This is a genomic window from Rothia amarae, assembly GCF_014705945.2.
GTDB lineage: Bacteria > Actinomycetota > Actinomycetes > Actinomycetales > Micrococcaceae > Rothia > Rothia amarae.
Genome location: NZ_CP061538.1, coordinates 2085321 through 2109704, shown reverse-complemented (window position 1 = coordinate 2109704; position 24384 = coordinate 2085321). Strand labels below are relative to the sequence as shown.

The following is a 24384-nucleotide window of genomic DNA, read 5'->3' as shown; positions in this document are numbered from 1 at the left end:
GTCACTAAATCAGCGAAAGTGCATTCAAATAAGTGCACTTTTGCGAATTTAGTGACCCGGCGGCGTCGTGCGGCTGCCTGCCCACGCGTCGAGCTCTTGCGGCGGCGTCCACACTGCGGTTAATATAGACGACGATGGCGCACCCACCGCCCAGCGCAACTACCGGCACCCTAGCACCCGGTAACTTGGCGCGAAGGGAACTGACTTCTCGGGTATATATGATCGTTTTCCGACTGGAATCGTAGGCTAGGGATACAGAAAGTCGATGCAACGTGACTTCCCGCCCCAACTTTAAAGCTCTCGTTCGTGCCCGTATGGAAGAGACAGGGCAAAACTTTACGTCCGCGCGCGCCGCTCTCTTGGAAGAACGAGCGGCGGAAATTCTGGCTCAACGCGAGGAGGCACTCGCCGAGCATCGGTTGGTGGTCTCTCGATTTTTCACGGGTGAAAAGTTCTCTGCGTGGCCGTCGAAACGGAAACCTCGTGCTCACGTTTTGCTTTTCTTGGTGAATTTCTTTGTGCCCGGTCGTATTTATCGTGAAAAAGAAGTGAATCAGATTTTGGGCGCTTTATGGGGCGACTTTGCCTATCTGCGCCGTGAAATGGTCGAGTACGGTTACCTTGAACGGAACGCTCAAGGGGATTATTGGCTAACGACTGAGCTGGAATCGCGGGAGGGAACCATCCTGCACCCCGAAGCACCTGCCTGGGAGAATCACTGGCTCCCCGATTATTTGGTAGGTAAGACGGGGCCCATCTTGTGAAAGCGCACCATCGTTTAGACTGGCGGCATGAGTGAAAAACTTACCCAAAAAAACTCTGCCCACTGACCAACCCGTTGAAGAATTTCTGGACACCGCCGCGACCGCGCGTCGTGTGCGCGAAGGCCATGAGCTACTCAAAATTTTCACCGAAGCCTCCGGCGAGAAGGCCGTGATGTGGGGCCCCTCGATGGTGGGCTTCAGCCAGTTCAACTACATGTCCCCGGCGAATAAACGCACCAAAGGCATCTGGCCCAAGACGGCATTCTCCCCGCGCAAAGCAAAAATCTCGCTGTACGGGCTCAAAGACCTCCCCGAAGGCAAAGAACTGCTGCCGCAGTTGGGCAAATACACCGAAGGTATGGGCTGTGTTTACGTGAACAAGCTCGAAGACATCGACCTCAACGTACTGCGCCAGCTCATTGCCATCGCAATGACTTTCCCCGACCAGTGGTAGAGTAAACAACCCTCATAACGGTGAGCACTAGCGGCTTTTATCGAAGCGGGCGCCTGCAACTCGTGAATTACGCGAGTAGAAGTAGGCGCTCGCGGGGAAAAAATCAATGAGCGGTAGCCACTTGCCGCTGATGCTGGAATCGTGCAGACGACGAACCTTCAGGCTCACCAGCGGAATGGTGAAAAGACCTCCCACAACCCAAGTCAGCGGCGAGGGCTTATAACCTGTAGACGAATCCACGGCCGCGTAATCTAGCTGCATTTCTTCAGCGCCAAAGATTTCTGCAAGCTCCTCATCGGCTGCATTCTCCTGGCGAGCTTTTTCGGCTACCTGCTTACGACGCTGGGCATAAACATCGCGCACGACAAACGGAACAGTCGCAACAAAATAGGCAGTTGCGGCCCACCAATACTCACTTTTTGATGCACGCCCCGAGTACCGGAAAGTCTTACGTAGACCGCGCTCCACTGCCGCTAGCGGTGAAATGCCGTGGATGGGTGCTTCGGATAACAGATGGTGTTTCATGATTCTCCTCGTCACATAGTAGGGTCTGGCTCGTTCTAACCCCAGGGGTTAACGTACGTTGCTCCTGGAATAGGCGGAACGTTCGGCTTAGGTGTACGTAGAGGCGTCTTCTTGAGCTCCTCAAGTTTTTCTTCGTAGGACGCGCGGCGCTTGGCATCGGCATCCGACGGCGCTACCTCCCGATGCTCAGCGGAGTACGTTTTCTCTGCCTCAGACTCTTCAGCCGAGAGGTCGCCGGGAATTTTTGGTTCCCCAGTTTGCTCATGAGACTGCGGATTCTCTGCGCTCTGCTTTTCAAGCTCTTGTTCCAGTAAAGGCTCATTTAGCGTGCCCTGCTCTACCAAGTTGCCCTGTTCGGTTTCACTTTCGAGCACCAACTTAGTAGGCGCGACGACGTCGGGACCGGGGGTGGTCTCTGTGTCTTCGAGGTCATCAAACATTGATCCAGACCAGCGTTTGATGGGTTCTTGTACCGCCGCTTGCTCTGCTGCGGCGGTTGCGCGTTCTTTCGCTTCTTCCTCCACCGCTTCTTCAAACTTTTCTACGGCGTGATTCTCTACCGTGCGGTTGCCCTCGGAGATAATACGACGACCTTCCAGCGCACGTCCGAGGGTGATTTCGTCGGCGTATTCCAAATCGCCACCGACCGGCAGACCGGAGGCAAGGCGTGAGACTCGAATACCCAAAGGCACCAGTAGCCGCGAAAGATAAGTGGCAGTAGCCTCACCTTCGAGGTTCGGGTCCATCGCCAAAATAATTTCTTGGATACGCTCATCAGAGAGTCGCGCCACCAGCTCGCGGATGCGCAACTGCTCAGGACCAAAACCAGCTAAAGGATTAATCGCCCCACCCAGCACATGGTAGCGACCGGAAAATGAGCGGGTGCGCTCCACCGCTACGACGTCCTTAGATTCCTCCACCACACAAATAGCCGAAGGATCCCGACGCTCGTCGCGGCAAATCGAGCAGAGCTTAGTCTCCGAAACGTTACCGCACACCTCGCAGAAGCTCACCGTGCGTTTGACCGTGCTGATAGCTGAGGTAAGTTTCTCCATCTCCGAGCTATCTGCATTCAGAATGTAGAAAGCGATACGCTGCGCAGATTTCGGCCCCACCCCGGGCAAGCGCCCTAGCTCATCAATGAGGTTTTGTACTGCAGCATCGTACATTCGTTTCTCCTAATCACACAGGTTTATCAAGCACACTAACGGGTTAGGCACCGTGGGGGCGTTCTTCAATCACCACACCACCAAGTACTTTTTCTACCGCTCGCTGACCAATCAAGACTGAAGTTTCCAGCGCTTCGTCTTCCTCGGAAATGGAGAAGTCCTCTGGTTCCTGAGAGCCCCGAGCAACCGAAGGAGCTGAAGCGTTCTCACTGGCGCGATGCCCCTCAGCTAATTGGGCGGCGAAGCGCTCGCGGAACCCGCCGGTCTTTTGGGTTGGCGTGGACTCAGCACTGGGCTGAGGACTCTCCTCTACTTTTCGGGCAGGAGGAGCGGAATCAGCTTGCCGTTGCCCAGCTTGGGGAGCCAGAGGGGGCAAGACCCCCGAGGGTGCCTCATTCTTTACATAACCCACCCCGGCAACGTATTCAGGTTCTTCTGCGGGGGCATCATCAAAATGTCCTCCCTCATAATTGCCGTATTCATCGGCAATCTGCCGTGAGCTGGTGCGCTCAGTTAGTTCTTTTGGGTCTGAATTCTCATCCTCCGCGCCGGCTGATGCGCCGGACTGCGCATTTGCCTTGGTGCCAGCGGCAGAAGTTTCAGAATTTGGTTCGTTCTGATCTGCCTGAGGAGGGTCAGGAATCATTGAATCTTCTGCTGGGGCTGCCTCTGCGGTGCCGTCGGCAATTCCGGTGTTTGCAGGTCGAGTATCAGGCTCCTCCGTGTAACGAGCGTTGTCCTCTCCCTGCGACTCATCCGGGGTAGCCGCCAGCGGAGACGATTCTCCCGATTCCTCAGCAGTTTCTTCTCCCTGGGTGACGGGATCAGCAGCTGATTGTTCAGAGCTAGCAGCATCGGTGGTGTCGACGGGTGCTGCCACGCCTTCATCTACGTCGTCAGGAGTGGGAGCAGCAGCAATATCGGGGCGCTGCCACATGCCCGACGACGGATGGTTCACTCTTGAGCGGTTGGCATTCTCGTTGCCTTCGCCGTCGATGACGCGCAACTGTGGCCCGGATTCGTTACCCGGATGCGGCTGCGTATTCGCGCTCATCGAATTCGCCGTGTTCATCTCAGAACGGCGGGGCTGAGAGTGATTTTCCTCTTCCGAGGGCTGTTCAGAAGGAATTGAAGCAACTGCCCAATCGGTAACTGGATTGTTCCAATCTTCGGTGCTCCACTGAGGCGCCTCGGTAGAGCGAGGCTGCCCGTGGGCGCGCCACGCTTCCTCCCCGCCGCGTGGTCCCTCAGCTATTTCTGGCTGAGAATTCTGAGGCTGCCCCTGCGAAGGAGCGGGATTTTGTGGTTGGTTTCGATTGCCCCAACTATTGCTAGAACCATTGCTGTTGCTGTTGCCGCCGGCGCTGGACGGACGTTGCAGCGGGGGAGTGTTATTTTGCTGTCTTGGTGCAGGGGCGCCTGATTTGGCTACTTCAGCGTGGACGTCGGCGTCGAGCTGAATGACCTCCCGTAGAGCAGTCTTGAGCTGCGGAATGAAGTCTTTGACCTGGCGCAACGTCTGGATATTAGCGCGGATATACAGTGCCCCGTTTTCAAATTTTGAGGGCTCGCACTTGCTGAATCCCTCGCGTGCGGCAGGGGACTGCACATGGTCAACAATCTCAGACCAGGCGTTGCGAGCCGCTGCCACAGTATTCTGGGGCGCTCGGTTTTGGGGAGTCGATGCAGATACCGGCGCAGGTGCTGAGGCTTCCTGCTTTTTGCGTAGATTGGCCAGAGGCGCGGTTTTCATTTGTTCGGGTGCAGGGGCAGGGGACGACGCAGAGTTGCCCTGTGCCTGTGCCTGAGGAGAAGCCACGTTCGACGGGGCTTGCTGCTGGGGTGCAACCGGTGCAGAGGCCACCTGAACGGGTGCCTGTGCAGGCGCTTGAGTAGGTGCCGGGATATCTCCGTTCGCCACGCGTCGTTCTAGACGATCTAGACGCGCACCCACTCCGCCCACTGTTTTATCTGAGGCGGGTAAAAGAATTCGAGCGCACAATAGCTCCAGGTGGAGCTGCGGCGACGTCGCACCGGACATCTCATTCAATCCAGCATTAGTTACATCCGCAGCGCGCGAAAGCTCTGCTGCACCAAATGCGGAGGCCTGAGACCGCAAACGCCCAATCTGATCGGCGCTCATGCCGTGCAAAATGGACTCAGCAGCTTCAGGAACAGCCTGAACAATAATTAAATCGCGGAATCGCTCCAGCAAGTCCTCGACGAAACGGCGGGGATCCTGCCCTGTTTGAATCACGCGGTCAACGGCTGTGAATACATCGGCAGCGTTACCGGTTGCGAACGCGATGACTACTTCATCTAGAAGCTCAGCGTGAGTGAACCCTAACAGCGCAACGGCAAGATCGTAAGTAATACCCTCTTCACCTGAGCCAGCCATGAGTTGGTCGAGAGTCGACAGCGAGTCACGCACCGAACCGCCACCGGCGCGCACTACGAGCTGCAGCACGCCGTCCTCAACCTTGACTCCCTCTTCTTCGCAGAGTTTCGCCAGATAGTCATGCAGGGTTTCCGGCGGAACAAGGCGGAAGGGATAATGGTGGGTACGCGAACGGATGGTTCCCAACACCTTGTTGGGCTCGGTCGTCGCAAAAATAAACTTAATATGCTCCGGTGGTTCTTCCACAATTTTCAGCAACGCGTTGAAACCCTCACGGGTGACCATGTGTGCCTCATCAATGATGAAAATTTTGTAGCGGTCACGGACCGGGGCGAATGTTGCGCGCTCGCGCAAATCACGAGCATGATCCACACCGCCGTGGGAAGCGGCGTCCATCTCAATCACGTCCAGCGACCCACTGCCGTCCCGAGCCAGCTCAACGCATGAATCGCAGACGCCGCAGGGTGTAGGAGTGGGACCCTCGGCGCAGTTAAGGCAACGTGCGAGGATTCGGGCGGAGGTTGTCTTTCCACACCCGCGAGGACCAGAAAACAGATACGCGTGGTTCACACGATTGTTTTGAAGCGCGGTCATGAGAGGTTCGGTGACGTGTTCTTGGCCGATGACCTCGGCAAACGTTTCCGGACGGTAACGGCGATAAAGTGCGGTACTCACAGCTCAACCCTATACGTTCGTGTGGCGGATAAAGAATCTGAGTTCAGTTTACTGATTACCACTGACAAGATAAGCATTTTTCACACAGGGCGAGAAGATACAAAAAGACCCCTTACGCACCCATCAGAGCTCAGATACCCTTGCTGCCTTCCGGCCCTGGGGGAGTTTTCCAAGATGATGCCACGTAAGGGGCATATAAGAGTTTACAGGAGAGACAGTTTTCTGACAAATGGCTGTCCGCTACCTGTTCATGGGGCTAGTCCAGCAATGCCTGCACCATCTGCTTACCCAGCTCATTGGACGCCAGTGGGCTATCGCCGGTGAGTACGTTGCGGTCGCGGTGGACGGCACCTGTCATGTCATCATTTACGATTTCGATACCAGCAGCCTTCATGGCCTCGCCCAAAGCCCAGGGCATTTTGCCGGGCAGGTAGCCGATTTCGATGTTCGCTCCGGCATCTAGTGAATCGGGGAAGGCGCACACCTTGAAACCAGCGAACGGTGATTTTTCGCGGTTGATAGAACCGGCAAGGAAGGCTGCCGGGCCGTGGCACAGAGACACGATGAGCTTGTCTTCTTCCATAGCCCAGTCCAAAACTTTCTGGACGTCAGCAGATTCGGGGATGGTCAGCATGGCGCCGTGACCGCCGGGAATGAAGACCGCTGCATAATCACTTGAACCGTTAAGGTTCGCAGCAATATCCGACAGACGTGCTGGTGCCTTGAACTGCTCTTTCAAAGCTTCCCAGGTAGGGACGACGGCGGCGTCCTCGCTGGGGAACGCCCACCACTCGAACTTTGCGGGTGCACCGGTCAACGTGGCAATCTCAATTTCGAAACCGGCTTCGTGCACGTGATGTAGGGGAAGCAGGGTTTCTACCGGGTGGTTGCCAGTGGAGAACATAGTGTCGTTCTGCATTAGCATGTACCGCTCTTCGGTCGCAATAACGAGAACTTTCTTCCCCCTGCCTTCCCCATTGGAGCGCAGAACCTCATCAAAGTCGGTTTTGCTGGCGGTGTACTGGCTCAAAGAATAGGGGGAGGGGAAGAATGCGTTGTCCTCTGCGGGGTCGGCAGTGGGATTCTTGGTTAGTTCTTGATTACTCACGGTGAGTTCTTCTTTCTTGAGGAGAAAATTATCTATACCTCTTATATCTGAGGTCATTCACCATTTTAAGGATTCATACTGAAAAGCAGCTGGAAAAGGAGCATAAGTGTGACGAACCCTGTATTCCCTCACTCACGGACGAATTGCCAGGACGCCAAAAGATAGGGTAAGCTCGTATCTGTTCGCTTTCGTGAAGTTATTTTTATAACTAAGCAAACAGCCTGGAGGATTCGCCTAGCGGCCTATGGCGCACGCCTGGAACGCGTGTTGGGTTCACGCCCTCGGGGGTTCAAATCCCCCATCCTCCGCCAGTGAAAAACCGTTTTTTCTTATCAAATAGGGAAAGCGGTTTTTTGTTTAAGTTTAAAACGGGTTCCTGTGCTTCCAGGGGTAGCTGACAAAAGAGCAAAGCGTCTTACTTTCGTAAGGCGCTTTGCTCTTTATGAAGGGTATTTGTTCTTCACCAACACTTAGTCAACCAGTGTTGACCAGTCCTGCCTTAGCGTCCATTGGCGGAAGCTGGCAGTGCTCAGGCCAAATTTGGCTAAATGTGCAGGGGTGGCAGGGTAGTTAACCATGTCGTTCCAGCGGTACCCTTCGGCCGATGCTGCGCCGAAAGGCTCACCGATACTTTCCTCGACTTCTTTTAAGCTAGCCTGTACTGCTTCAATCTTCTTGCCCGTAATTTCAGTAATAATCTCAGCGATTTCTTGATAAGTCAGGGCATCTCCCGCCAACCTGTTGCAGATACAAAGGTATGAATAATCTGTTTCACACCGTTCTTGTGGGCGGCGCTGGCGATGTTATGTGCCTGTTCACTTTCTGCACCAGGGGCAGTGCCCGATGGTTGCATAGAGAATACTACATCTTGTCCAGCGGTGGCAGCTTCGAGGGACTGCATATCATCCATGGTTCCCATAGCAAGTTTCGCGCCTAGTGCTTTAAGTTCTTGGGCGGGACCAGATTCGCTGTTGCGAACGAACGCGGTTACTTCAAGCCCGTGAGCTAATAGTGCTCGGGCTACAGCGCCTCCTTGCATGCCGGTTGCCCCTGTTACCAGGATTTTTTGTATTTTCTCAGTTATGAGGTACTGCTGTGAAGTATTCTTATTGAAACTAGAGACTATCGGTATCGGGTTAGGAATGCAAGTATTTTTTGTCTATAAGTCCAGGGCTTAACCTTCTACTCTCAGTTACCCTTGCGTCATTAGCGGCAGGCACACCCCATCCACGAGTTGAGCAATTCCTTTTTCATCGAGAGTTTTCCCCAATACATCATCTTGAGCGATTAAAAGAGAAACGATAGCCGCAAGTTTAAGATCATCTGGGGATAACAAATCAGCCGTCTTCGCTGCAGATAGTTCACCTCTGCCGCAGGCTAAAAGTAAGCAATTTTTCAAAGCCTCATACTGATGGGCAATATATCTTCCCGTAATAGCCTTGCCCACCTCTGGGGCAGCAGAATTAACACCAGAAAACAATCGAACAAAACGATGATCGGTACGTTGCAGGCAACCAGAACTGTGAATTAATGAAACCACCAAGTCATCCCGCAGATTTGTTGGTCTGACTTCTTCTTCGGACGCTTTCGGGAGTATGATCCCTTCAAGAGCATCAGCTACAAGGTCTTCTTTAGACACCCATCGCCGGTAAATAGTTGATTTAGCCACTCCCGCATGAGCTGCCACTTGATTCATGCTAAAGGCGCTGTAACCTTGTTTTTCCAAGAGGTCGAGTACCGCGTCAAGAATACGCCTATTGAGGGCTACATCGCGAGCAGGTCCAGAAGTCCCTGCTGGCCTCTGACGGTCAGAACTTTGAATGTGGGGCATAGGAATTAGATTACCTTCCCTCCCCTGTAGATGGGCTCCTGTACTCTTTCCTCGGAAGCTATGGAGTATTTTTATGAGCTTAGTCTACGCGCCAAAGAATCCAACTCGCTTTTTAAGACGGGCAGGTTAACCCCTTCACCTGTACATAGGGCGTGCAATTGTTCGGGTACCTGTTCAGCCCTATGGTGCAAAGAGTGTCCAGCTTCAGTTAAGCGAAGAATCGTCCTTCTTTCATCCTCTGCAGACCGTTCTTTTTGTAGAAGATTCAAGGCGATGAGTCTCTTAATGAGAGGGGTTAAGGTTCCAGAATCAAGTTCAAGTCGGGTTGCCAGTTCCTTCATTCCCAGTTCGCCTCCTTCTTCCCAGAGCGCCAGCATAACCAGATACTGGGGGTAGGTGAGATGAAGTTCTTGAAGCAGCTGATGGTAGGTGCGGGTGACTAGACGTTGCGCGCGGTACAGCGAAAAACATAACTGATTATCTAGAGCAAGAGAAGTTTGTGAAGCCATAATCTTAACTATATATTGCGCTATTAAATTGTGTACAATCTATATAAGATTTATTGTTTAGGATAAGGAGAAAAATCATGGAAACTCTCTACACCACCGAAGCACTAGCTACTGGTGAAGGTCGAAATGGATACGTTCGTACGAGTGATGGAACCTTCGAAGCAAATCTCGCTGTCCCCAAAGAAATGGGAGGGAGTGGTAAGGGAAACAACCCTGAGCAACTGTTCGCAGCTGGTTACGCCGCATGCTTCCACTCTGCTTTGCAAATGATAGCTCGCACCCAGAAGAAAAATATCGAAGGATCTTCTGTAGGTGCAAAAGTTTCTATTGGCAAGCAGGGGGAGGGGTTTGGTCTTGCGGTAGAGCTTGAAGTGGTGATTCCGGAAATGGACGCATCGGAAGCTCAAGAACTAGCTGATGCAGCTCATCAGGTTTGCCCCTACTCCAACGCTACCCGCAATAACATCCCTGTTACCGTAACTGTTACAGACGACTAAAGGATTCCTTTTGCTCAAATTCTATTTATAGTAGGGAGTGTTTTTAGGCTCATACTATAAATCTGTTACAAGAATAAGCACCAATGTTCTTCACGGGTGAAGAACATTGGTGCTTATATTCTGGGAGTAAATTCACCCCGCGCATACCCTCATGGGTTTAGAGCGTCGTATCCTCAAAGAGGCGTTCAACCAAAGCGGCAACAGTAGGAATATCTTTGATCAACCCAATGCCGCTGCTTGCGGATTTGAACCAGTTACGGCATTGAGCGCCGTGCGACCTGCTGTGTAAGAATCGAGGGCTTTGAATTGCCGAGCAACGTTAAAGGGTTCGTGCCATTCGCTGGCAATTGTTGCTGCAAAGCCGATATGTGAGGTCTTTGCTGCCATGGCGGCAATAGTCACCACCGGATCAGGAGTCATCGAAGGTGGTTCCGCATTATTATCCGGCAACATGCCGGGGAAGTTGCCCAGGAAGAGAAAATGGAATTTTCCTTTCTCGGTTAATTGGGCGGAGTGTGCGTATCCCTCAAAATCAGGGTAGCTACTCGAATGAGACTCGGAATCTCGCCAGGCAAGGGCTTGAGATCCAGCGGCGGAAAAATTTGCCATACCGATAATCATCTTTTTTCATCTGACATGCGATTTTCTTTCAGGTGGAGATGGTTTCCGTTTACTTTTGTTAATATATGGATACACTCTCCGGATATCAATTGACAATCTAAAAAGTAATAGAGGAGGCCTGTATTATGCGTGCAGACGCTGTGAGAAACCGTCAGAAAATCGTAGAGGTAGCCTCAGAACTCATGGATGATGTGGGAGCACAATTCTCCATGGATGCGGTAGCAAAAGCTGCTCGCGTTGGAGCTGGTACTCTCTACCGCCACTTTCCTACTCGAGAATTGCTTATCGCAGAGATTATTAACACTCGTCATACGGATCTCCCAGCGGTTGAAGAATTGCTGGCACAGACTTCAACCGCCCGGGAAGCCCTCCGTATCTGGATATCTATTTTGTGGGGTTGGATGCGATCCTATGAAAGTCTCACGCAGCCCCTTTTAGAGGCGAGCGAAAACAATTACTCTTCCCCACTTGGAGTCCATTGTTCAGCAATTATTACAAATATGGATCACCTTATTAAGCGTGCCCAAGAAGAGGGAGACGTGCGCGAAGACGTGACGGGTATGTCTCTCTATCACGCTGTTCTGGGGCTGGCATGGGCCAGCAAGAATCTAGAATCGGCGGATTCTTTGCTCATCCTTCTTGAAAAAGGATGGAGCGTATAACATCTCATAATTTCTGCTGTGAAATACCCTAGAAAAAATTATCGAGGCAGACGAACAAAGGTCCAACCTTCTGGAAAGGTAAACAAAACCATATAAATCAACCTTGGTAAGGCAGAATACTCATAACAGCTCTATTTCACCACCGCGTATTTGCCTACGGTCGGCATGAGCTGTACGGCGCCGTCGCGCTCAAAAGCATCTAGCCAATCCTTCATGGGCCATTTGCCCCACTTGGCATAAAAGCGGTTGGCGTTCTCCACGATGTCGTTCAGATGCTCCCAAGGCGGCGATGAAACCGGGTGCCACACATGAAACGCATCGGCACCTCCTACCCAAAACAGGGGCACACCGTGCTCACGCATCTGCCAGCCAAAATCGGTATCTTCCCCACCGTAGCCGTGGAAATCCTCATCGAATCCACCCCACGAGCGGCGGATGCGCCGCCACGTTGCACTAGTGAGCGCGAAGGTCAGCGACCAAAACACGTCGTACTCTTGCTCCGTTGCTTTACGCAGCTGCGTCCCTTCTATCTCAGGCCGCGCGGGATGTGGCTGGCGCAGCTGATCCAGCCACGAGGGGCTCTGTGCCCCGGCGCGAATCTGTTCCAGCTGAGAATCAGTCTCCTGCAAGTAAGTAACGGGGCCGGTGACCACCGCGCTCGGCTCCTGCTCTAGAGCCTGTCGGTAGCGGCGGAGTAAATCAGAGCCCGGCACACAGTCTGCGTCGAGAAAGATGATAGTTTCGTTCGCCCTGCTCCGCCCCGATTCACTGCCAGTAGCCCAGTCTCCGGCGAGGTTGCGTGCCGCTGCCAAGTGGGGCTGGCGGTCGGAAAGGTGCGCAATAATCTCTACGCCGTCTACCGCGAACCTCTCCGGTCCCAGAATAACTACACCGTGGCGGGGCGGTTCTTCGCCCGCATCGTGCGCGGTCTGCAGCAAGTATTCATGCTGGGCAACTACACGTTCCCGGCGGTTGAAATCAGCAAGGGTTACTACGGTCGTCATGAATTCTCCTGCGCCGGGGCTACACTGCGGGCTACCTCTTCGAGGACGGCAGCAGCACGCTGAGCTGCTCCGTTCATCTGCCACCGTTCCCACCGAGGCTCGGTCGCCGTGGCATTCTCTAAAATTTTTGGCCAGCAATCTGGTGCGGGGAGGTCAACAAAAACCTGGGCAATCCCCAATTCTTCCAATAGCTTGCTGGTGGCATACTGCTCATCGAAAGGGCGGGGCTGCGGCAGAAATATCGCGTTGACATTGGCTAACGCAATATCTGCTACCGAATTTTGCCCTGCCGCGCTGATCACCACATTGGCGCCTTGTAGGTAAGGGAGCGGATTTTCCACACGGTAATCGCCGCCAAGAAAAATAAAATTCCAGTCAGAACAGGCGCGCTGGACTTCCTCCCAATACTCGCTTGTCCATTCTGTGCCGCCCTGCCCCTGCATCACGGCGGCGGTTCGTTCCGCCCCCTCAAAGACGGCGGGCTCGCTAGACCGCTGATTCTCAAAGCGGGAAATCCCACCGACAGCATGTAACTTATGGGCAAACTCCTTCAGATGCGGGGGAGTCTCTAAACCCGGTGGCTGGACGGCAATCAGCGCAGCCGCTTGGCGGTACTGTAACTGGTGGGGGAAGTCGTCGCGGTTGCCGGGCATGGCTATGGTTACCACCGGCACGCCCATCAGGCGTACCAGCAGAGCAACCTCTACCGACACATCTACAAAAAAGACGTCGGGCTGATGCTTCTCAATCCAGCCAGCAATCATTGCCATGCGCGAGCGCAAACCCGCCACATGCAGGGGCACCCAGTGGAGAGTTCCGCCAGCTTCGGCGTCCTGGGCGGGGGAGGGATCGTCAACATCTAGTGGCAACACGACGTCGGCATCGGTAAGGGATGACAGAATGGTGACTTCAGCATCGAGAGCAGACGCGATTGCCCTACACCGTTGGAGATGTCCGGCGCCCTGGTGATGGGCGTACATGCCAATCACAGGTTTCATGCTGCGTCTTCTTCTGTTGCTATCCCAATCACCTGCGCGAAAAGCGCGGTGTATCTTTCGACCAGTCTGCGGTTGTTGAATTCTGAGCGGGCCCAGTCGGAGAGTTCCTGTCGGTTCATGGTGAGTGCCTGGCGGGCGGCGCGGGCGAGCCCGTCTGCGCCGTCTTGGGGTTCTACTAAAAGCTGGGGGAAGGGGCTCAAAATGGCGGGGATTCCGCCGCGGGCAAAGGAGACGGCTGGGGTGCCGCATGCCATGGATTCGATGACGACCATGCCGAACGGTTCGTCCCATTGGGGTGTAACGAAGGAGACGGCGCTGGCTCCTACTAGCTCGTTGAGGTGGCTTTGGCTGGTGCTACCGAGCAGCTCAATATCTTCGCCTAGACGGGGCCTAATTTCTTCTTCGAAGTAGCGCGGTGTGCCCAATCTGCCCACCAGGGTGAGCGGCAGACCGAGCTGGCGCGCGGCGTCGATGGCGAAGTGCGGTCCTTTTTCGGGTGTGATGCGCCCAAACCAGATGGCGCGCTCACCGCCGGGGCCGAGTTTCCACAGGCGGTCGTCGATTCCGTTGGGAATAATGCACGCGGGGGTGGGCAAATTCCATGTAGATGCGGTAACAGCGCTGACCGCAGCAAAGAGCCCCGCGCCCCATTCGGTCTGGACTCCCTCGTCAATACTTTCTTGTAAATCGTCCAGCATGGGAGTGTGCAAGGTCGTGACCATCGAGGGCGCGACGGCGGTGCCAAAGAATTCGGGGTGCAGGCTGTTGTTGTGAATGACGTCGATTCGCCCTGCCGCAAGATCCGCTTCTAGATGTTCGCGTAGCTGCTTAAAAACGGCGTCTTCTTTTTCTCTTTCACCCGGTGGGTAGGTGTGATCGGTTTGGTCATCTTCGTGTCCTTCCCAGTTCACCCCGGGAAATTCGACGGCTGGACAGTTGCCCTCCGATCCTTGGGCGGCGTAGAAATCTACGCGGTGGCCGTAGGAGCGGAACGCTTCTACGATGAGGGCGCAGAATGCTTCTAGTCCGCCGGCGTAGGGTTCCTTGATAGGGAAGCGGGCGGGGCCAATCAGCGCAATGTTTAGAGAGGGCCCTAGTAGTGCTTCGTAGATGTGCCGGTGCAAAGCTACTATCTCTTTTTGCTGGGCGTCGCGGTCGCCGGAAAAAGGTATGTGACCGGTCTGGGCTAGTTCTGCTGCAGCGATTCCCGCCTGGTGCCCGTCGCCGGTGGGGAAAACCCGTACCGCGTCGGCAGAATCCGCTTGTCCGGCAAAGCATCCGCAATCGGGTACGGCTACTGGCACGTCGAGATCGCGACACATCTCCAGCCACCCTGAGTGGGTACCGCCGCGGTAGGGCAGAATGACGGCGGCGCATCCGGCAACTGCTGCATATAGTTGGGAATCGCTCATCTCATCGTGGGCAATCAACTCGATGCCGGGGTAGCTCTCTAGCTGGCGGAAAAGTTCTGATTCCGCTTGGTCCCGGTGAATAAAAACCCGGAAAGATTGACTGCGTTTGGCACATTCGGCGGCAATATCCCGGTAGAAAGTAAAGTCGTGAATTACGTTGCTGCGCACTGATTTGAGAAATACGCCCACGCCCTCACCAGCGGCGGGTGCAGGTAGTTCACTTGAAGGTACGACGCGCGGGTGGGGAGCTACCCTGATGCGCGCGGCACGCACTGAAAATTCTGTGACCAGGCGGTTTTTAGCTAACTCGGTGAGCGTGAAAATCCGAGCGGCGTCGCCTAGCAAAATAGCAAGCTGGCGGTGGTAATCGCTCTGGTCTGCCAAATGCGGGTTATCAATATCGTGCACGGTAAGAATCAGTGGAATGCGCTGGTCTCTGAGCGTATCGATGAAATCTTGGGTTTGCTCCACGCTGAGGTGCTCAAAACCAAAATGAACGTGTACCGCTGTAATCGAATCTTTGAGATGGCGAGGCGTATCGGCGGTATTGTTCTCCCACCACTGACGTTCAAAAGCTGGGTGGGGCCACCAGCGTGCCGGTTCTGCAGGATCGAGAATCGGATCGTCGAGAACGGGGACGTCGTGAGCTATCGCGCGGGGGTAAATCGAGCGCACGTAGGGGTGCTCAGAAGGTATAGATAGAAGAGCCAAGAGCGCGAATTCCTTTCACTCACGCCGAGCAAGAATTCACTCGTCTCAAATGTTGTATATACCACTTTACGCTATTTTAGGAAGTATGATGATGAAATATATGTGGGCTAATTTTCTACTTCTTACGAACGCAGTTCTCAGCCCCGCGCACCCATAAGATAAGGCCGCCGTGAAACACCTCAATTCATCTGAACTAGCCCTTGAACTTCGCCGTGAATCGCCCACGCCTCGCGACTATCACTTTGGGGAGTTCTATAAGCTCCGCGAAATTGCCGACAATCTAGAAACCAGTCACGACGCCGCAATCTCCGCGCCGCGCGTCGCTGTGGTGGGTAATTGCCAGGCTGAATCTCTGCGTATTCTGCTGGCAACTACCGGTGCTGTGCGCTCTTTCCGTATTCCACCTATTCACGAGTGGGACGAAGCAGACCTACCTTTTGTGCGCCATCTCTTGGCCGATACGGATGTGCTCATCAGTCAGCCGGTGCGCGATAACTACCGCGATTTGCCCTGCGGTACCGACCAGCTTGCCCAATACCTCCCTTCTCATGGGAGAGTCGTGAAGTTCCCTGTTCTACGTTTCAATGCGCTGAACCCCTATATCGCCATTGTGCGTTCGCCGCAGAATCCCGCCTTGAACCCGCCGGTGGTGCCCTACCACGACCTGCGCCTCATCGCTGAGCACGCGCAGCTATCACGTCCTGGCACCCCTGACTTCGGCGGTGCCCTGAACCAAACGGTGGAGCAACTTGCAAGCCGCGAGCGCGCTCACGGTTGTGTGTCTATCTCCGATACTCTGCTCGATATTCCCGTGTGGCATACGCTCAATCATCCTTCTAATGAAACGCTTGCCGCGCTTGCCCATCGGGTACTGCGGGCGATTGACCCTCAGCTGGCTGAGGCTCATAAGGTGCAGCTACCGGACGAGGAACTCTTGGGGCACTTACAATCTCCGATTGATGAGCAGGCGGCGCAGGCGCTGGGCGCGAAAGTGCGCCGGGGCGAATGGACTGAAAATGGCGAGGTGATAGATGCTGAGGAAATTCGGGAAGCTCAATTGAAATTCTATGAAGAGCACCCCGAGGTGGTGCAGGCTGCTCTGAATCGCCACGGGGAACTCTTGACTCTCTTGGGTTTTGAGGTGCCGGATAATCCTGGGGACTCTTCGGAACCGGCCGTCTCTGCTGCGCCGAAAGGCAAGAGGGCATGAAAGAGCCACAGCATCTCGTGGTAGGTCCCGAAAAACACGGAGTCGTGGAGTACGCTCTCCGCCTCAGCGATGAGATGGGAGTTACCCCGCTTCGCTTTGAAACGGCGGCGGAACTGGAGGAAGCGTTATCTCTAGATTTTTCCTCTGGCGTGCACCTTTGCTTCACCGACCATCTCTGGGGCGAAAATCCTCAGGCAGCCGTTGAACGAGTGGAAAGGGTTGCCGGAGGAGCGCCGCTTAGCATCTCCTTTCACGATATTCCCCAGCCCCAGGAAGGTGCGGAACGTTTTCAAGAGCGAGCTGGAGCCTATCTCCGACTGGGCGAACTTGCCGACGTCGTGACGGTCAACTCCCAGCATGAGGCAGGATTCTTTGCTGAGCAGGGTAGCGATGTGCGCCCGGTTGTCATCCCGTTACCACTACCTCAACCGGTACTGAGCCAGTCTGAGCGCGAAAAAATCAATGCAGAACAGGTACAAAAACTACAGCAGCGCCTCAAAGGTTCTGCAGGGGCATCCGGTGCAGAAAGAGATTATCCACAGCTAGCAGTCATGGGTTTTCTCTACCCCGGCAAAGGGCACCGCGAGCTCATTGAGTCTCTGGCAGGTACCGGCGCGTGCGTCCGCGCTTTGGGTGGGGTTTCTGCAGGTCACGACGATCTCGTTGACGAACTCAACGACGCCGCCCATCGTGCAGGCGTGAAATTTAGCGTCACCGGTTTTTTGCCTGAGGAAGAACTGGAGCGGCATATGCTCGCCACCGAAATTCCCGTCTGCGCCCACCGGCATTTCTCTGCTTCGGGGTCACTGATGAAGTGGATTAGTTTAGGACCGCGCGTGCTGGTGGCAGACACCGCCTATAGCCGGGAACTGGCAGACCGTTGGGGTGACTTCATTGTGTTGGTGGCTGATGACCGGTGGAGGCAAGCGGTAGAGCATCTCCCCGCTGATTTCGCGCTCGCCACTGAACCACCCACCGACTGGACGTGGCGCGACGTCGCCGCTGCCTTTCGGGCAGAATGGGAGGGTTCTCTTGGCTAAAACAACGCACAGCTTGCCCAGCGTTTCGGTCGTGGTGCCCTACTTTGAGAACCAAGAAGGGTTCAACCGGCTCCTCGAAGCCCTGGATGCGCAAACCTACTCCGGTCGTCTCGAATGCATCGTAGCTGATGACGGTTCGACGCAGCCGCCCCTTATCCCCGAAAGGATAGAGACTCCCGTTCGAATCGTCCGCCAGGAAAATCGGGGCTTTCGAGCGGCAGCCGCCCGCAACCTGGGAGCCGCTGCAGCCAGCGGAGAAATCCTCGCCTTTATTGATGGGGATACCGTGCCTCGCCCCGATTATGTGAGCAGCGCCGTTGCCCCCGTGAAAAAAGACCCGCTGGCGGTGGTGGTCGGTACCCGCCTGCATTCCGATGGGCAAGAACCTCGATGGCTCCATGAAGCATGGCAAGCCACCGATGACTTACTCGATGCCGATGATTCCTCCTGGCGGTTCATCATCTCAGCCGTACTGACCTGCTCCCGAGCCTTCTTTGAACGTGTTGGTGGTTTCGATGCCACCATCGTGGGTTACGGGGGAGAGGACTGGGAATTTGCCTGGCGGTGTTGGAACGCCGGCGCCCAATTTATTCATCAACCTTCAGCCATTGCCGACCACCCAGAGAACGATTGGGGCGCTCGCCACGAAGATAAAGAGCAGGCGTATGCGCAAAAGAATGTGGAGACGCGCGCATTAGCGCGGCGGGTTACGCATCCGCTGGCGCGCCCGTCCCAGGCATTTTTTGAGGTTCCCGATACCGTGGTTCTTTTCCCTGCCGATTACTCCACCTGGCCGGCGGGAGTTGCCGATGCCGTGATAATCGGTTGGCTGGCGCAGTCGGATACCCACGTGGTATTGCCTGGCGAGGGTGAAGAAGCAGGACTTTTTGCTGCCGACCCCAGAGTGAAAATAAAGGGCTCAGACGATATGAAGCTAATGGAACGCGCCCGTTTTCAGATGCGGTTGAGTGCGCCGGTGCATCCTGAAGCAGAAGATACGCAAGGCTTTGTGCTGGTTCGAGATACCGAGGGACTCGGTGGGAACGTCGTCCTCAAAAACCACAATGGACGCACGGTGGCACAGGTAACCAGTGCACGTTTCCGGGCGTTGGCTACAACTCATTATCAAAGTGGTGAAGGTGCTATCCCAGCGGAGGTAACGGCCCGGTGGCAAGAATACGAAGAGCCCATTCGTCTAGAGGGATTTTTTGCAGGTTGGGATGAGAGTGATGTGCACTGAGCTCTCAAAACTTAGCGGAAAGGTAACCTTTGCCGTCCTTCTAGAGAGCTCCAATCAGTTAGGGGGACGTATGAGGGAAGAAGACAAAAGGACCTGAGAGTATCTCTCCTAGCCGATAGTCCCCCAGATAGGGACATTAGTCCCCATTAATGGGATAAGCGCCCTAGTCAAAGCCAAATGCGGTATCGTTTCAAGCGCTTTGGGTATATCGGGTTATCCCCTCGAAGTGAATCATCATTTCTCTCGTTACTTGAGGTACTCAAAGCACCTCACATATCGCATCCCTTAGAGGCCAATCATTCCCTAGTGCAAAGGCCGAAGAACACCATGGACTTCGTCTCCCCGTATTTGACCGGAACAACTTTGACCAGCTCAACCGGCTGGTTTTATGCGCGTAAGCTCGCAACTGCACCTAGTCGCGAGCTAGCTCAGTACATCGAAAAAATTGGGCCCTCCGCCTGGGTCGAACAGCAACTTTACCCCGAGCGCATCAGCGAGAGCACTCGCTATGAAACTGAACGTAAAGCACTCTTCCCCTCTACTTTTATCAAACCCGCCGGTGGTAAAACCCGCGATAAAAACTTCTGGGATACCTATCAGCGCGGTGCTAAAAACCACCCCTACGACGTCAGCGTTTACGTGTTGCAGTCTGCCCTGCACCGCCTCTGGCGTTCCAACAAGCATCTCGAAGGCAAGATGGCGCAGTTCTGGGCAGACATGTTGGCTGTCACCATCGAAAAGGCTCCTAATGGATACCACGACTACGTAGGCATCTTGTTCGAGGGTGCTCTGGGCAAATATTCAGACCTTCTCTACAACATGACTTGCTCACAGACCATGGCGCTGTTCTTGGATAACAACACCAACAACCGGTATGCGCTCAACGAGAATATGGGTCGTGAGCTCATGGAACTGCACAGCTGGGGTCCTGAAAAGGGATACACCCAAACCGACGTCATTAACGTGGCAAAGTTGCTCACTGGCTTGGGCGGTAACACCAATTATGAGTTCAAAGAGGCACGACCCGACCTACATATTTTTGGTCCTATCAAGGTTGTCGGAAAGACTTTCCGCAACGGTGGTTCAACGGCCGCAGACATGTACCGCACTATTCGGGAACTGACCGATTACCTGGCACATGACCGCTATACCGGGTTGCGCATCGCCCGCCGTCTCATCCAGTTCTTCGTAGGCCAAGATCAGAACTATGAGGCACTTGCGCAGCGGTTGGCGACCACCTACGTTGCCAACGATACCGCTATCCGCCCTGTCCTGCGTGAGCTGTTTACGTCTTCTGAGTTCCTTCACTCCGGCGGTAAAACCATCCGCCGCCCCTGGGAAGTACTGTGTTCGCTGATGGCATCAGGAAAGCTGGAACTCAAAGGCACCCATAATCTTTCGGATACCTCTGCCATCGACAAGGTCTTGTACAAGATGTTCATGACCTTGAAATACAACTGCGGGCTTCCCTTTGATGCACCAGCAACCAACGGATACTCCCTGGATGCGGATTCGTGGATTAACTCAGTGAACTACGGAATGCTCACCCAATTTGGACGCTACACCGATTACATTTCGAAGTGGGACGGTGCATCCGACCTCTCCTCCATGAGACGCTGGGCCAACACCATCGTTTGGTCAGACAAAATCGGTATCACCCTGGGCAAGACCACCGCTCAAGATGCGGCGCGGAAGACCTTCGAATACCTCACCGGGTACGCGGCGAACAACACCGAAATCGTGAATTCTATAGCCGTCTATGCCATCACGCGCAATAGCGTCCAGGCGGCTGAAACTCGTAACGCAGGCAACGAAGTTATTGCGAACGAAGGTGAAGTCTACCGACTGGTAGAAGCGGTACTTCTCACCCCTCACCTTCTAGTTGCCTAGTAGCAACTGGCCCGCCTCTTGTCTTACTTCTCGATGAAGCAGTTACCGATAACTGCAGTACGCACCGTACTCTAAGGATTTGTTATGCAACCCCTGAACACCCTCTTTCTTAAAGACGATTCGCTCCACCAGGTTCACCACCACTCCGGCGATGACAGCCGGAACTTTCTGGTAGATACCGAAACCGGTGAGACCGTTAGTTCAATGACCAGGGCGAACCAAATCGCGCTGGAACGTATGCAGAAAAAAGAAGGACGCCGCGGCTTTACGCGCCGTACCCTGCTCAGCGGAGCGGGTGTTGGCGTCCTCTCTTTAAGCTCGCTGATGCTCAGTGAATCAATCCATCCCCGCTACGCCTACGCAGACACACCGCTGGGCGATGGTACCGTGCTGGTTGTCATTTACCTGCGCGGTGGCGCCGATGGGCTTTCGCTGGTGACCCCCTATAACGACAAGTACTACACCGCAAACCGTAAAACCACCCGCAAAACCCCTTCCATGAGTGGCGCTCAGGTGCTCAACAATACGTTCATGCTGGCACCTGAAATGAAGGGCTTGCGAGAAGCATGGGTTGCGGGTGACCTTTCAATCGTTCACTCAGTGGGTATCGATAACAACACGCGCTCACACTTCACCAACTACACCCAGGTTGATCGCTCGGCACCGGTGCAGTACAAGACCGGTTGGCTAGCCCGTTTGCTGGACACCACCACCGATAACCAGTCGCAGTTCCGTGCGTTTTCCCACGCATCACGAGTAGCCGGTGCGTTCTATGGTGCTGATAAGGACATTCTGGCGATTAACAGCTTTGCTGAGTTTAAGCCGGCAACGGTGATGAACGATAAGGACACCATCAACGCCACCGCACAGCGTATCGCTAAGTCTGTGGGCGGTGCCCTGGGTACTACTGCTCAGCAGACCTTGAGGGCGATGGGTGAGGTGCAGAAGCTAGCCAAGTCGGGTTACCAGCCCCAGAACGGTGCGGTCTACCCCAAGACCGGTTTGGGTCCGAGTATGAAGGACGTCGCCCAGATTCTCAAAGCGAACAAAGGCGTGCAGGTGGTTACCGTGGATCAAGGCGATTGGGATACCCACCGCGGTCAGAAAGATCGTGTGAACGTGCTGGCGAAAGAACTGGGCGACTCACTGGGAGCTTTCTACAAAGACATGGGCTCAGTACGTATGCAAAAGGTTGTTGTCATGACCGTTTCTGAGTTCGGCCGTACAACTGTAGAAAATGCTTCACAGGGCACCGACCACGGCGCGGGTAACTTCTCCTTCATCCTCTCAGGTAAAGCAACCGGCAAAATTGCCGGCGGCACCTGGGCAGGGTTGAAGAACAGCCAGGATAAGGACAACATGATTAGCACCGACTACCGCTCGGTGGCGGCTGAAGTTATGAAGAAGGGGCTGGGTATCGACGACGCTCGAATCGCCCAAATCTTCCCCTCCTACTCACCTAAACCGGTGGGAGTTCTTGCCTAAGGGCTTTACGGCGTAGAAGAGGGGCGGGGGAAACCTGGTCAGTAGATGGGGTAGTAAGATAAACCCATGATTTTCAAGGCTGTTGGTGATTCCCGCCCCTACCCCGACCATGCACTGTCTTTGCAGGCATGGGGCAAGATAGCGCCCGAGCAGGTGCGTTTAGACCAGCTCATTACCACGCAGAAAAATCTGAATTTAGAAACACTGCTGGATGAAGATTCCACCTTTTACGGCGATCTTTTTCCGCATGTGGTGCGGTTCGGCGGCAAGCTCTACCTGGAGGACGGCGTTCACCGTGCTCTTCGCACAGCCCTGCATCGCCGCGCAATTATGTACGCTAGAGTACTGGACTTGGATAAACTTCATCCCGGACTTTTGGCCAGCTAATCTCAGTTCATTGGCGCAGAGATTTAGCTGACGTTCCAGGATTTAGATTAGGAAACGGCGCTCAAAAACTGTTCGCGGCGTCCGTCGAGGCGGGAGGGGTTGCCGTCGGCGTCGAATTGTGCCCCCAGACCCATCTGAATAAAGCGAATGGTGGAATCGATGTGTTGCTGACGCGCGGCGGCGTCGGGCGCTTCATCGGTGCGATCTGCTGAGGCTGCAAGAGAGCCGTGTACGAGCTTTGCCATGCTGGCGATGTCGGCGGTAGGAATATACCCCTGTGTCATTGCTTCACTCAAAATCTGAGAGAGAACCCGCTGCAGTTCACTGACATGCTTACCGAGGCGCGCAAACGATTCGGGGGAGAGCACCGAGCGCATAGCTGGCCCCGGCGGCATATGGTGAACCGAAAGACGTTCGATTTCTAGCCGAATGTAAACCGCCAGCTTGTCGATGGGGTTAGTGATTCCTTCTAGCCCTTCTTCGAGGTCCTTGAGGAACTTGTCGGTCTCATCCATGGCGTAGGCGACTAGTAGTTCGCCCATATCTGCGAAGTAGTTGTAGACCGCGGTGCGGCCAATTTCAGCATTACGCGCGACGTCGGTCATGGTCAGACCGGGCAAGCCGTGCGTGTAGAGCAAACGCCCAAAGGAATCGAGAATAGCTCGTTTGGTGTTTTCGCGCTGGGCGGCGTTGGAGGCAGCTGAAATTCTAGGCATAATGACACTTTATCTCACGGTGTCAGTAATTGGTGACGTTTTCTCTCAAAGTGTCAGTGAGTTCTCAGGTTGCGGCTTTGATGACGGGGATATTGAGTAAATCAGTACCAGAGGAGTTTAATGAACACTATGACTAATCCTCCTTTTGTACTGACCATTGCAGGCAACGAAGCTACCGGTGGCGCCGGCGCGCAAGCAGACCTTAAAACATTCCAGGCACTGGGTGTTTTTGGATCGCTGGCTCTAACCTGCATCGTATCTTTCGACCCCAAGAACGACTGGGGACACCGCTTTATGCCGGTTCCTGCGCAGACCATCCACGATCAGCTCGAAGCTGCCCACGCCGCCTACGACCTCGACGCAGTCAAGATTGGTATGCTCGGCACCCCCGAAACCATTGAGACCGTGGCGAAGTTCCTGAAGGAGAACAAGCCGAAGAACCTAGTGCTTGATCCCGTCCTGATTTGCAAGGGCCAGGAGCCCGGCGCTGCGCTGGATACCGATAATGCTCTCAAAGAGCACATCCTGCCGCTGGCAACCTTCATCACTCCCAACCACTTTGAGTCCCTTTCCCTCTCCGGCATGGAAAAGATTGAAAACGTGGATGACCTGGTGCAAGCTGCCAAACTCATTCACGAAAAGTCAGGTGCCGCTGTTCTTGCTAAGGGTTCGATTCGTCTCGATGGCGATAACGCGATTGATGTCTTCTACGACGGCGAAATCCTCGAAATTCTTGAAACCCCTAAGGTGGGCGAAGGCGCTGTAGTCGCTGGCGCCGGTTGTTCTCTCGCTGCGGCTATTGCTGCTGAACTGGCCAAGGGCGCTGCACCGCTGGAAGCTGCGAAGAAAGCTAAAGAATTCGTGACCGCAGGTATTGAGCAGCGCGTGCAGTCGAAGGCTCCCTTCGATGCGTTGCGGCAGATCAATCAATAAAAGGTGCTATCTCGCTGGGTTGTTGCCTTCAGCCCGGCGCAGCGGGAGGCAAGCTGGCCGGGTCTGGCGTGAATTGCCTTTCTGAGATGAGTTTGCCGAGTGCGAGCTCGCGAGCACATAAGAGGTAAATGAATGAAACAGTGCC

Annotated in this window: 25 protein-coding genes, 1 tRNA gene and 1 other RNA gene; 12 read left to right on the top strand and 15 right to left on the bottom strand. The window is 54.5% G+C overall.

Going from position 1 to position 24384, the window contains the following annotated elements; translation table 11 throughout:
* Positions 1-4: 4 nt before the first annotated feature.
* Positions 5-169: a hypothetical protein gene (locus tag IDM48_RS09885; protein ID WP_202939873.1), complete on the bottom strand. Its 165-nt coding sequence runs from the start codon at positions 167-169 to the stop codon at positions 5-7.
* A gap of 103 nt (positions 170-272) precedes the next feature.
* Between IDM48_RS09885 and IDM48_RS09880 the strand changes: the two genes are divergently transcribed.
* Together IDM48_RS09880 and IDM48_RS09875 are read left to right on the top strand one after the other, a co-directional pair.
* Positions 273-764, top strand: coding sequence for a DUF2087 domain-containing protein (locus IDM48_RS09880; RefSeq protein ID WP_190617191.1), 492 nt, complete (start codon positions 273-275; stop codon positions 762-764).
* A 31-nt stretch (positions 765-795) separates the two neighbouring features.
* A complete protein-coding gene (locus tag IDM48_RS09875) occupies positions 796-1218 on the top strand; it encodes a DUF1801 domain-containing protein (protein WP_190617189.1) in 423 nt (140 codons plus the stop codon).
* A gap of 27 nt (positions 1219-1245) precedes the next feature.
* Here IDM48_RS09875 and IDM48_RS09870 read toward each other — a convergent pair whose 3' ends face one another.
* The 5 genes from IDM48_RS09870 to hchA form a co-directional block, all read right to left on the bottom strand.
* Positions 1246-1743, bottom strand: a complete 498-nt coding sequence (locus tag IDM48_RS09870; protein WP_190617187.1) for a DUF805 domain-containing protein — start codon at positions 1741-1743, stop codon at positions 1246-1248.
* Positions 1744-1778: 35 nt separating this feature from the next.
* A complete protein-coding gene (gene recR / locus IDM48_RS09865; protein WP_190617186.1) occupies positions 1779-2912 on the bottom strand; it encodes a recombination mediator RecR in 1134 nt (377 codons plus the stop codon).
* A 43-nt stretch (positions 2913-2955) separates the two neighbouring features.
* Positions 2956-5985, bottom strand: coding sequence for a DNA polymerase III subunit gamma and tau (locus IDM48_RS09860; RefSeq protein ID WP_190617184.1), 3030 nt, complete (start codon positions 5983-5985; stop codon positions 2956-2958).
* 101 nt (positions 5986-6086) lie between these two features.
* Positions 6087-6181: signal recognition particle sRNA small type (gene ffs, locus IDM48_RS09855), an RNA gene on the bottom strand.
* Positions 6182-6241: 60 nt separating this feature from the next.
* Complete coding sequence (gene hchA / locus IDM48_RS09850) at positions 6242-7093, bottom strand: glyoxalase III HchA (RefSeq protein ID WP_238397971.1); 852 nt, start codon at positions 7091-7093, stop codon at positions 6242-6244.
* 223 nt (positions 7094-7316) lie between these two features.
* On the opposite strand from hchA, the gene IDM48_RS09845 reads away from it, so the two are divergent.
* Positions 7317-7404: transfer RNA gene (locus IDM48_RS09845), tRNA-Ser, on the top strand.
* Between the two features lie 159 nt (positions 7405-7563).
* On the opposite strand, the gene IDM48_RS09840 is transcribed toward IDM48_RS09845, so the two are convergent.
* From IDM48_RS09840 to IDM48_RS09825, 4 genes are all read right to left on the bottom strand, one after another.
* Positions 7564-7830 carry a hypothetical protein gene (locus IDM48_RS09840; protein ID WP_190617181.1) on the bottom strand — a complete coding sequence of 89 codons (267 nt, stop codon included), beginning with the start codon at positions 7828-7830 and terminating at the stop codon, positions 7564-7566.
* Complete coding sequence (locus IDM48_RS09835) at positions 7812-8132, bottom strand: NmrA family NAD(P)-binding protein (protein ID WP_190617179.1); 321 nt, start codon at positions 8130-8132, stop codon at positions 7812-7814. Before IDM48_RS09835 ends, IDM48_RS09840 begins: the two co-directional genes overlap by 19 nt.
* A 153-nt stretch (positions 8133-8285) precedes the next feature.
* Positions 8286-8789 (bottom strand): TetR/AcrR family transcriptional regulator, encoded by a 504-nt coding sequence (locus IDM48_RS09830; protein ID WP_238397969.1) that lies wholly within the window; start codon positions 8787-8789, stop codon positions 8286-8288.
* 206 nt (positions 8790-8995) lie between these two features.
* Entirely contained in the window at positions 8996-9433 is a 438-nt protein-coding gene (locus IDM48_RS09825; protein ID WP_190617175.1) for a MarR family winged helix-turn-helix transcriptional regulator, read from the bottom strand.
* Positions 9434-9510: 77 nt separating this feature from the next.
* Here IDM48_RS09825 and IDM48_RS09820 point away from each other — a divergent pair, with 77 nt between their 5' ends.
* On the top strand, positions 9511-9930 hold the full coding sequence (locus IDM48_RS09820) for an organic hydroperoxide resistance protein (protein ID WP_190617173.1): 420 nt from the start codon (positions 9511-9513) through the stop codon (positions 9928-9930).
* Between the two features lie 219 nt (positions 9931-10149).
* Here IDM48_RS09820 and IDM48_RS09815 read toward each other — a convergent pair whose 3' ends face one another.
* On the bottom strand, positions 10150-10539 hold the full coding sequence (locus tag IDM48_RS09815; protein ID WP_190617171.1) for an LLM class flavin-dependent oxidoreductase: 390 nt from the start codon (positions 10537-10539) through the stop codon (positions 10150-10152).
* Positions 10540-10676: 137 nt separating this feature from the next.
* Here IDM48_RS09815 and IDM48_RS09810 point away from each other — a divergent pair, with 137 nt between their 5' ends.
* Positions 10677-11213, top strand: coding sequence for a TetR/AcrR family transcriptional regulator (locus IDM48_RS09810; RefSeq protein WP_190617169.1), 537 nt, complete (start codon positions 10677-10679; stop codon positions 11211-11213).
* A gap of 131 nt (positions 11214-11344) precedes the next feature.
* Here the strand turns inward: IDM48_RS09810 and IDM48_RS09805 are convergent, their stop codons facing one another.
* Genes IDM48_RS09805 through IDM48_RS09795 form a run of 3 tightly spaced genes read right to left on the bottom strand, consistent with a single transcriptional unit; the run spans position 11345 to position 15338 of the window.
* A complete protein-coding gene (locus IDM48_RS09805) occupies positions 11345-12217 on the bottom strand; it encodes a glycosyltransferase family 2 protein (RefSeq protein ID WP_190617168.1) in 873 nt (290 codons plus the stop codon).
* Positions 12214-13215: a glycosyltransferase gene (locus tag IDM48_RS09800; protein WP_202939872.1), complete on the bottom strand. Its 1002-nt coding sequence runs from the start codon at positions 13213-13215 to the stop codon at positions 12214-12216. Before IDM48_RS09800 ends, IDM48_RS09805 begins: the two co-directional genes overlap by 4 nt.
* Positions 13212-15338, bottom strand: coding sequence for a glycosyltransferase (locus tag IDM48_RS09795; protein ID WP_190617165.1), 2127 nt, complete (start codon positions 15336-15338; stop codon positions 13212-13214). Before IDM48_RS09795 ends, IDM48_RS09800 begins: the two co-directional genes overlap by 4 nt.
* A gap of 169 nt (positions 15339-15507) precedes the next feature.
* Here IDM48_RS09795 and IDM48_RS09790 point away from each other — a divergent pair, with 169 nt between their 5' ends.
* From IDM48_RS09790 to IDM48_RS09765, 6 genes are all read left to right on the top strand, one after another.
* Positions 15508-16548: a WcbI family polysaccharide biosynthesis putative acetyltransferase gene (locus tag IDM48_RS09790; RefSeq protein ID WP_202939871.1), complete on the top strand. Its 1041-nt coding sequence runs from the start codon at positions 15508-15510 to the stop codon at positions 16546-16548.
* Positions 16545-17588 (top strand): glycosyltransferase family protein, encoded by a 1044-nt coding sequence (locus tag IDM48_RS09785; RefSeq protein ID WP_190617163.1) that lies wholly within the window; start codon positions 16545-16547, stop codon positions 17586-17588. The genes IDM48_RS09790 and IDM48_RS09785 overlap by 4 nt, the downstream gene beginning before the upstream one ends.
* Positions 17581-18828 (top strand): glycosyltransferase, encoded by a 1248-nt coding sequence (locus tag IDM48_RS09780; RefSeq protein WP_202939870.1) that lies wholly within the window; start codon positions 17581-17583, stop codon positions 18826-18828. The genes IDM48_RS09785 and IDM48_RS09780 overlap by 8 nt, the downstream gene beginning before the upstream one ends.
* 327 nt (positions 18829-19155) lie before the next feature.
* Complete coding sequence (locus tag IDM48_RS09775) at positions 19156-20718, top strand: DUF1800 family protein (protein WP_190617161.1); 1563 nt, start codon at positions 19156-19158, stop codon at positions 20716-20718.
* An 84-nt stretch (positions 20719-20802) separates the two neighbouring features.
* The gene (locus IDM48_RS09770) at positions 20803-22203 is read left to right on the top strand and encodes a DUF1501 domain-containing protein (protein ID WP_151145951.1); all 1401 of its coding nucleotides are present in this window, start codon (positions 20803-20805) and stop codon (positions 22201-22203) included.
* 66 nt (positions 22204-22269) lie between these two features.
* The gene (locus IDM48_RS09765; protein ID WP_145175372.1) at positions 22270-22590 is read left to right on the top strand and encodes a type II toxin-antitoxin system VapB family antitoxin; all 321 of its coding nucleotides are present in this window, start codon (positions 22270-22272) and stop codon (positions 22588-22590) included.
* A 47-nt stretch (positions 22591-22637) separates the two neighbouring features.
* Here IDM48_RS09765 and IDM48_RS09760 read toward each other — a convergent pair whose 3' ends face one another.
* On the bottom strand, positions 22638-23306 hold the full coding sequence (locus IDM48_RS09760) for a TetR/AcrR family transcriptional regulator (protein WP_145175375.1): 669 nt from the start codon (positions 23304-23306) through the stop codon (positions 22638-22640).
* Between the two features lie 120 nt (positions 23307-23426).
* Between IDM48_RS09760 and IDM48_RS09755 the strand changes: the two genes are divergently transcribed.
* Complete coding sequence (locus IDM48_RS09755) at positions 23427-24239, top strand: hydroxymethylpyrimidine/phosphomethylpyrimidine kinase (RefSeq protein ID WP_145175378.1); 813 nt, start codon at positions 23427-23429, stop codon at positions 24237-24239.
* Positions 24240-24384: the final 145 nt, after the last annotated feature.

Coding starts and splice junctions, on each gene's coding strand:
- IDM48_RS09870 (WP_190617187.1), bottom strand. CDS start 1,743: ATGAAACACCATCTGTTATCCGAAGCACCCATCCACGGCATTTCACCG.
- recR (WP_190617186.1), bottom strand. CDS start 2,912: ATGTACGATGCTGCAGTACAAAACCTCATTGATGAGCTAGGGCGCTTG.
- IDM48_RS09835 (WP_190617179.1), bottom strand. CDS start 8,132: ATGCAAGGAGGCGCTGTAGCCCGAGCACTATTAGCTCACGGGCTTGAA.
- IDM48_RS09830 (WP_238397969.1), bottom strand. CDS start 8,789: ATGAATCAAGTGGCAGCTCATGCGGGAGTGGCTAAATCAACTATTTAC.
- IDM48_RS09825 (WP_190617175.1), bottom strand. CDS start 9,433: ATGGCTTCACAAACTTCTCTTGCTCTAGATAATCAGTTATGTTTTTCG.
- IDM48_RS09820 (WP_190617173.1), top strand. CDS start 9,511: ATGGAAACTCTCTACACCACCGAAGCACTAGCTACTGGTGAAGGTCGA.
- IDM48_RS09815 (WP_190617171.1), bottom strand. CDS start 10,539: ATGGCAAATTTTTCCGCCGCTGGATCTCAAGCCCTTGCCTGGCGAGAT.
- IDM48_RS09810 (WP_190617169.1), top strand. CDS start 10,677: ATGCGTGCAGACGCTGTGAGAAACCGTCAGAAAATCGTAGAGGTAGCC.
- IDM48_RS09805 (WP_190617168.1), bottom strand. CDS start 12,217: ATGACGACCGTAGTAACCCTTGCTGATTTCAACCGCCGGGAACGTGTA.
- IDM48_RS09800 (WP_202939872.1), bottom strand. CDS start 13,215: ATGAAACCTGTGATTGGCATGTACGCCCATCACCAGGGCGCCGGACAT.
- IDM48_RS09785 (WP_190617163.1), top strand. CDS start 16,545: ATGAAAGAGCCACAGCATCTCGTGGTAGGTCCCGAAAAACACGGAGTC.
- IDM48_RS09775 (WP_190617161.1), top strand. CDS start 19,156: ATGGACTTCGTCTCCCCGTATTTGACCGGAACAACTTTGACCAGCTCA.
- IDM48_RS09770 (WP_151145951.1), top strand. CDS start 20,803: ATGCAACCCCTGAACACCCTCTTTCTTAAAGACGATTCGCTCCACCAG.
- IDM48_RS09765 (WP_145175372.1), top strand. CDS start 22,270: ATGATTTTCAAGGCTGTTGGTGATTCCCGCCCCTACCCCGACCATGCA.
- IDM48_RS09760 (WP_145175375.1), bottom strand. CDS start 23,306: ATGCCTAGAATTTCAGCTGCCTCCAACGCCGCCCAGCGCGAAAACACC.
- IDM48_RS09755 (WP_145175378.1), top strand. CDS start 23,427: ATGAACACTATGACTAATCCTCCTTTTGTACTGACCATTGCAGGCAAC.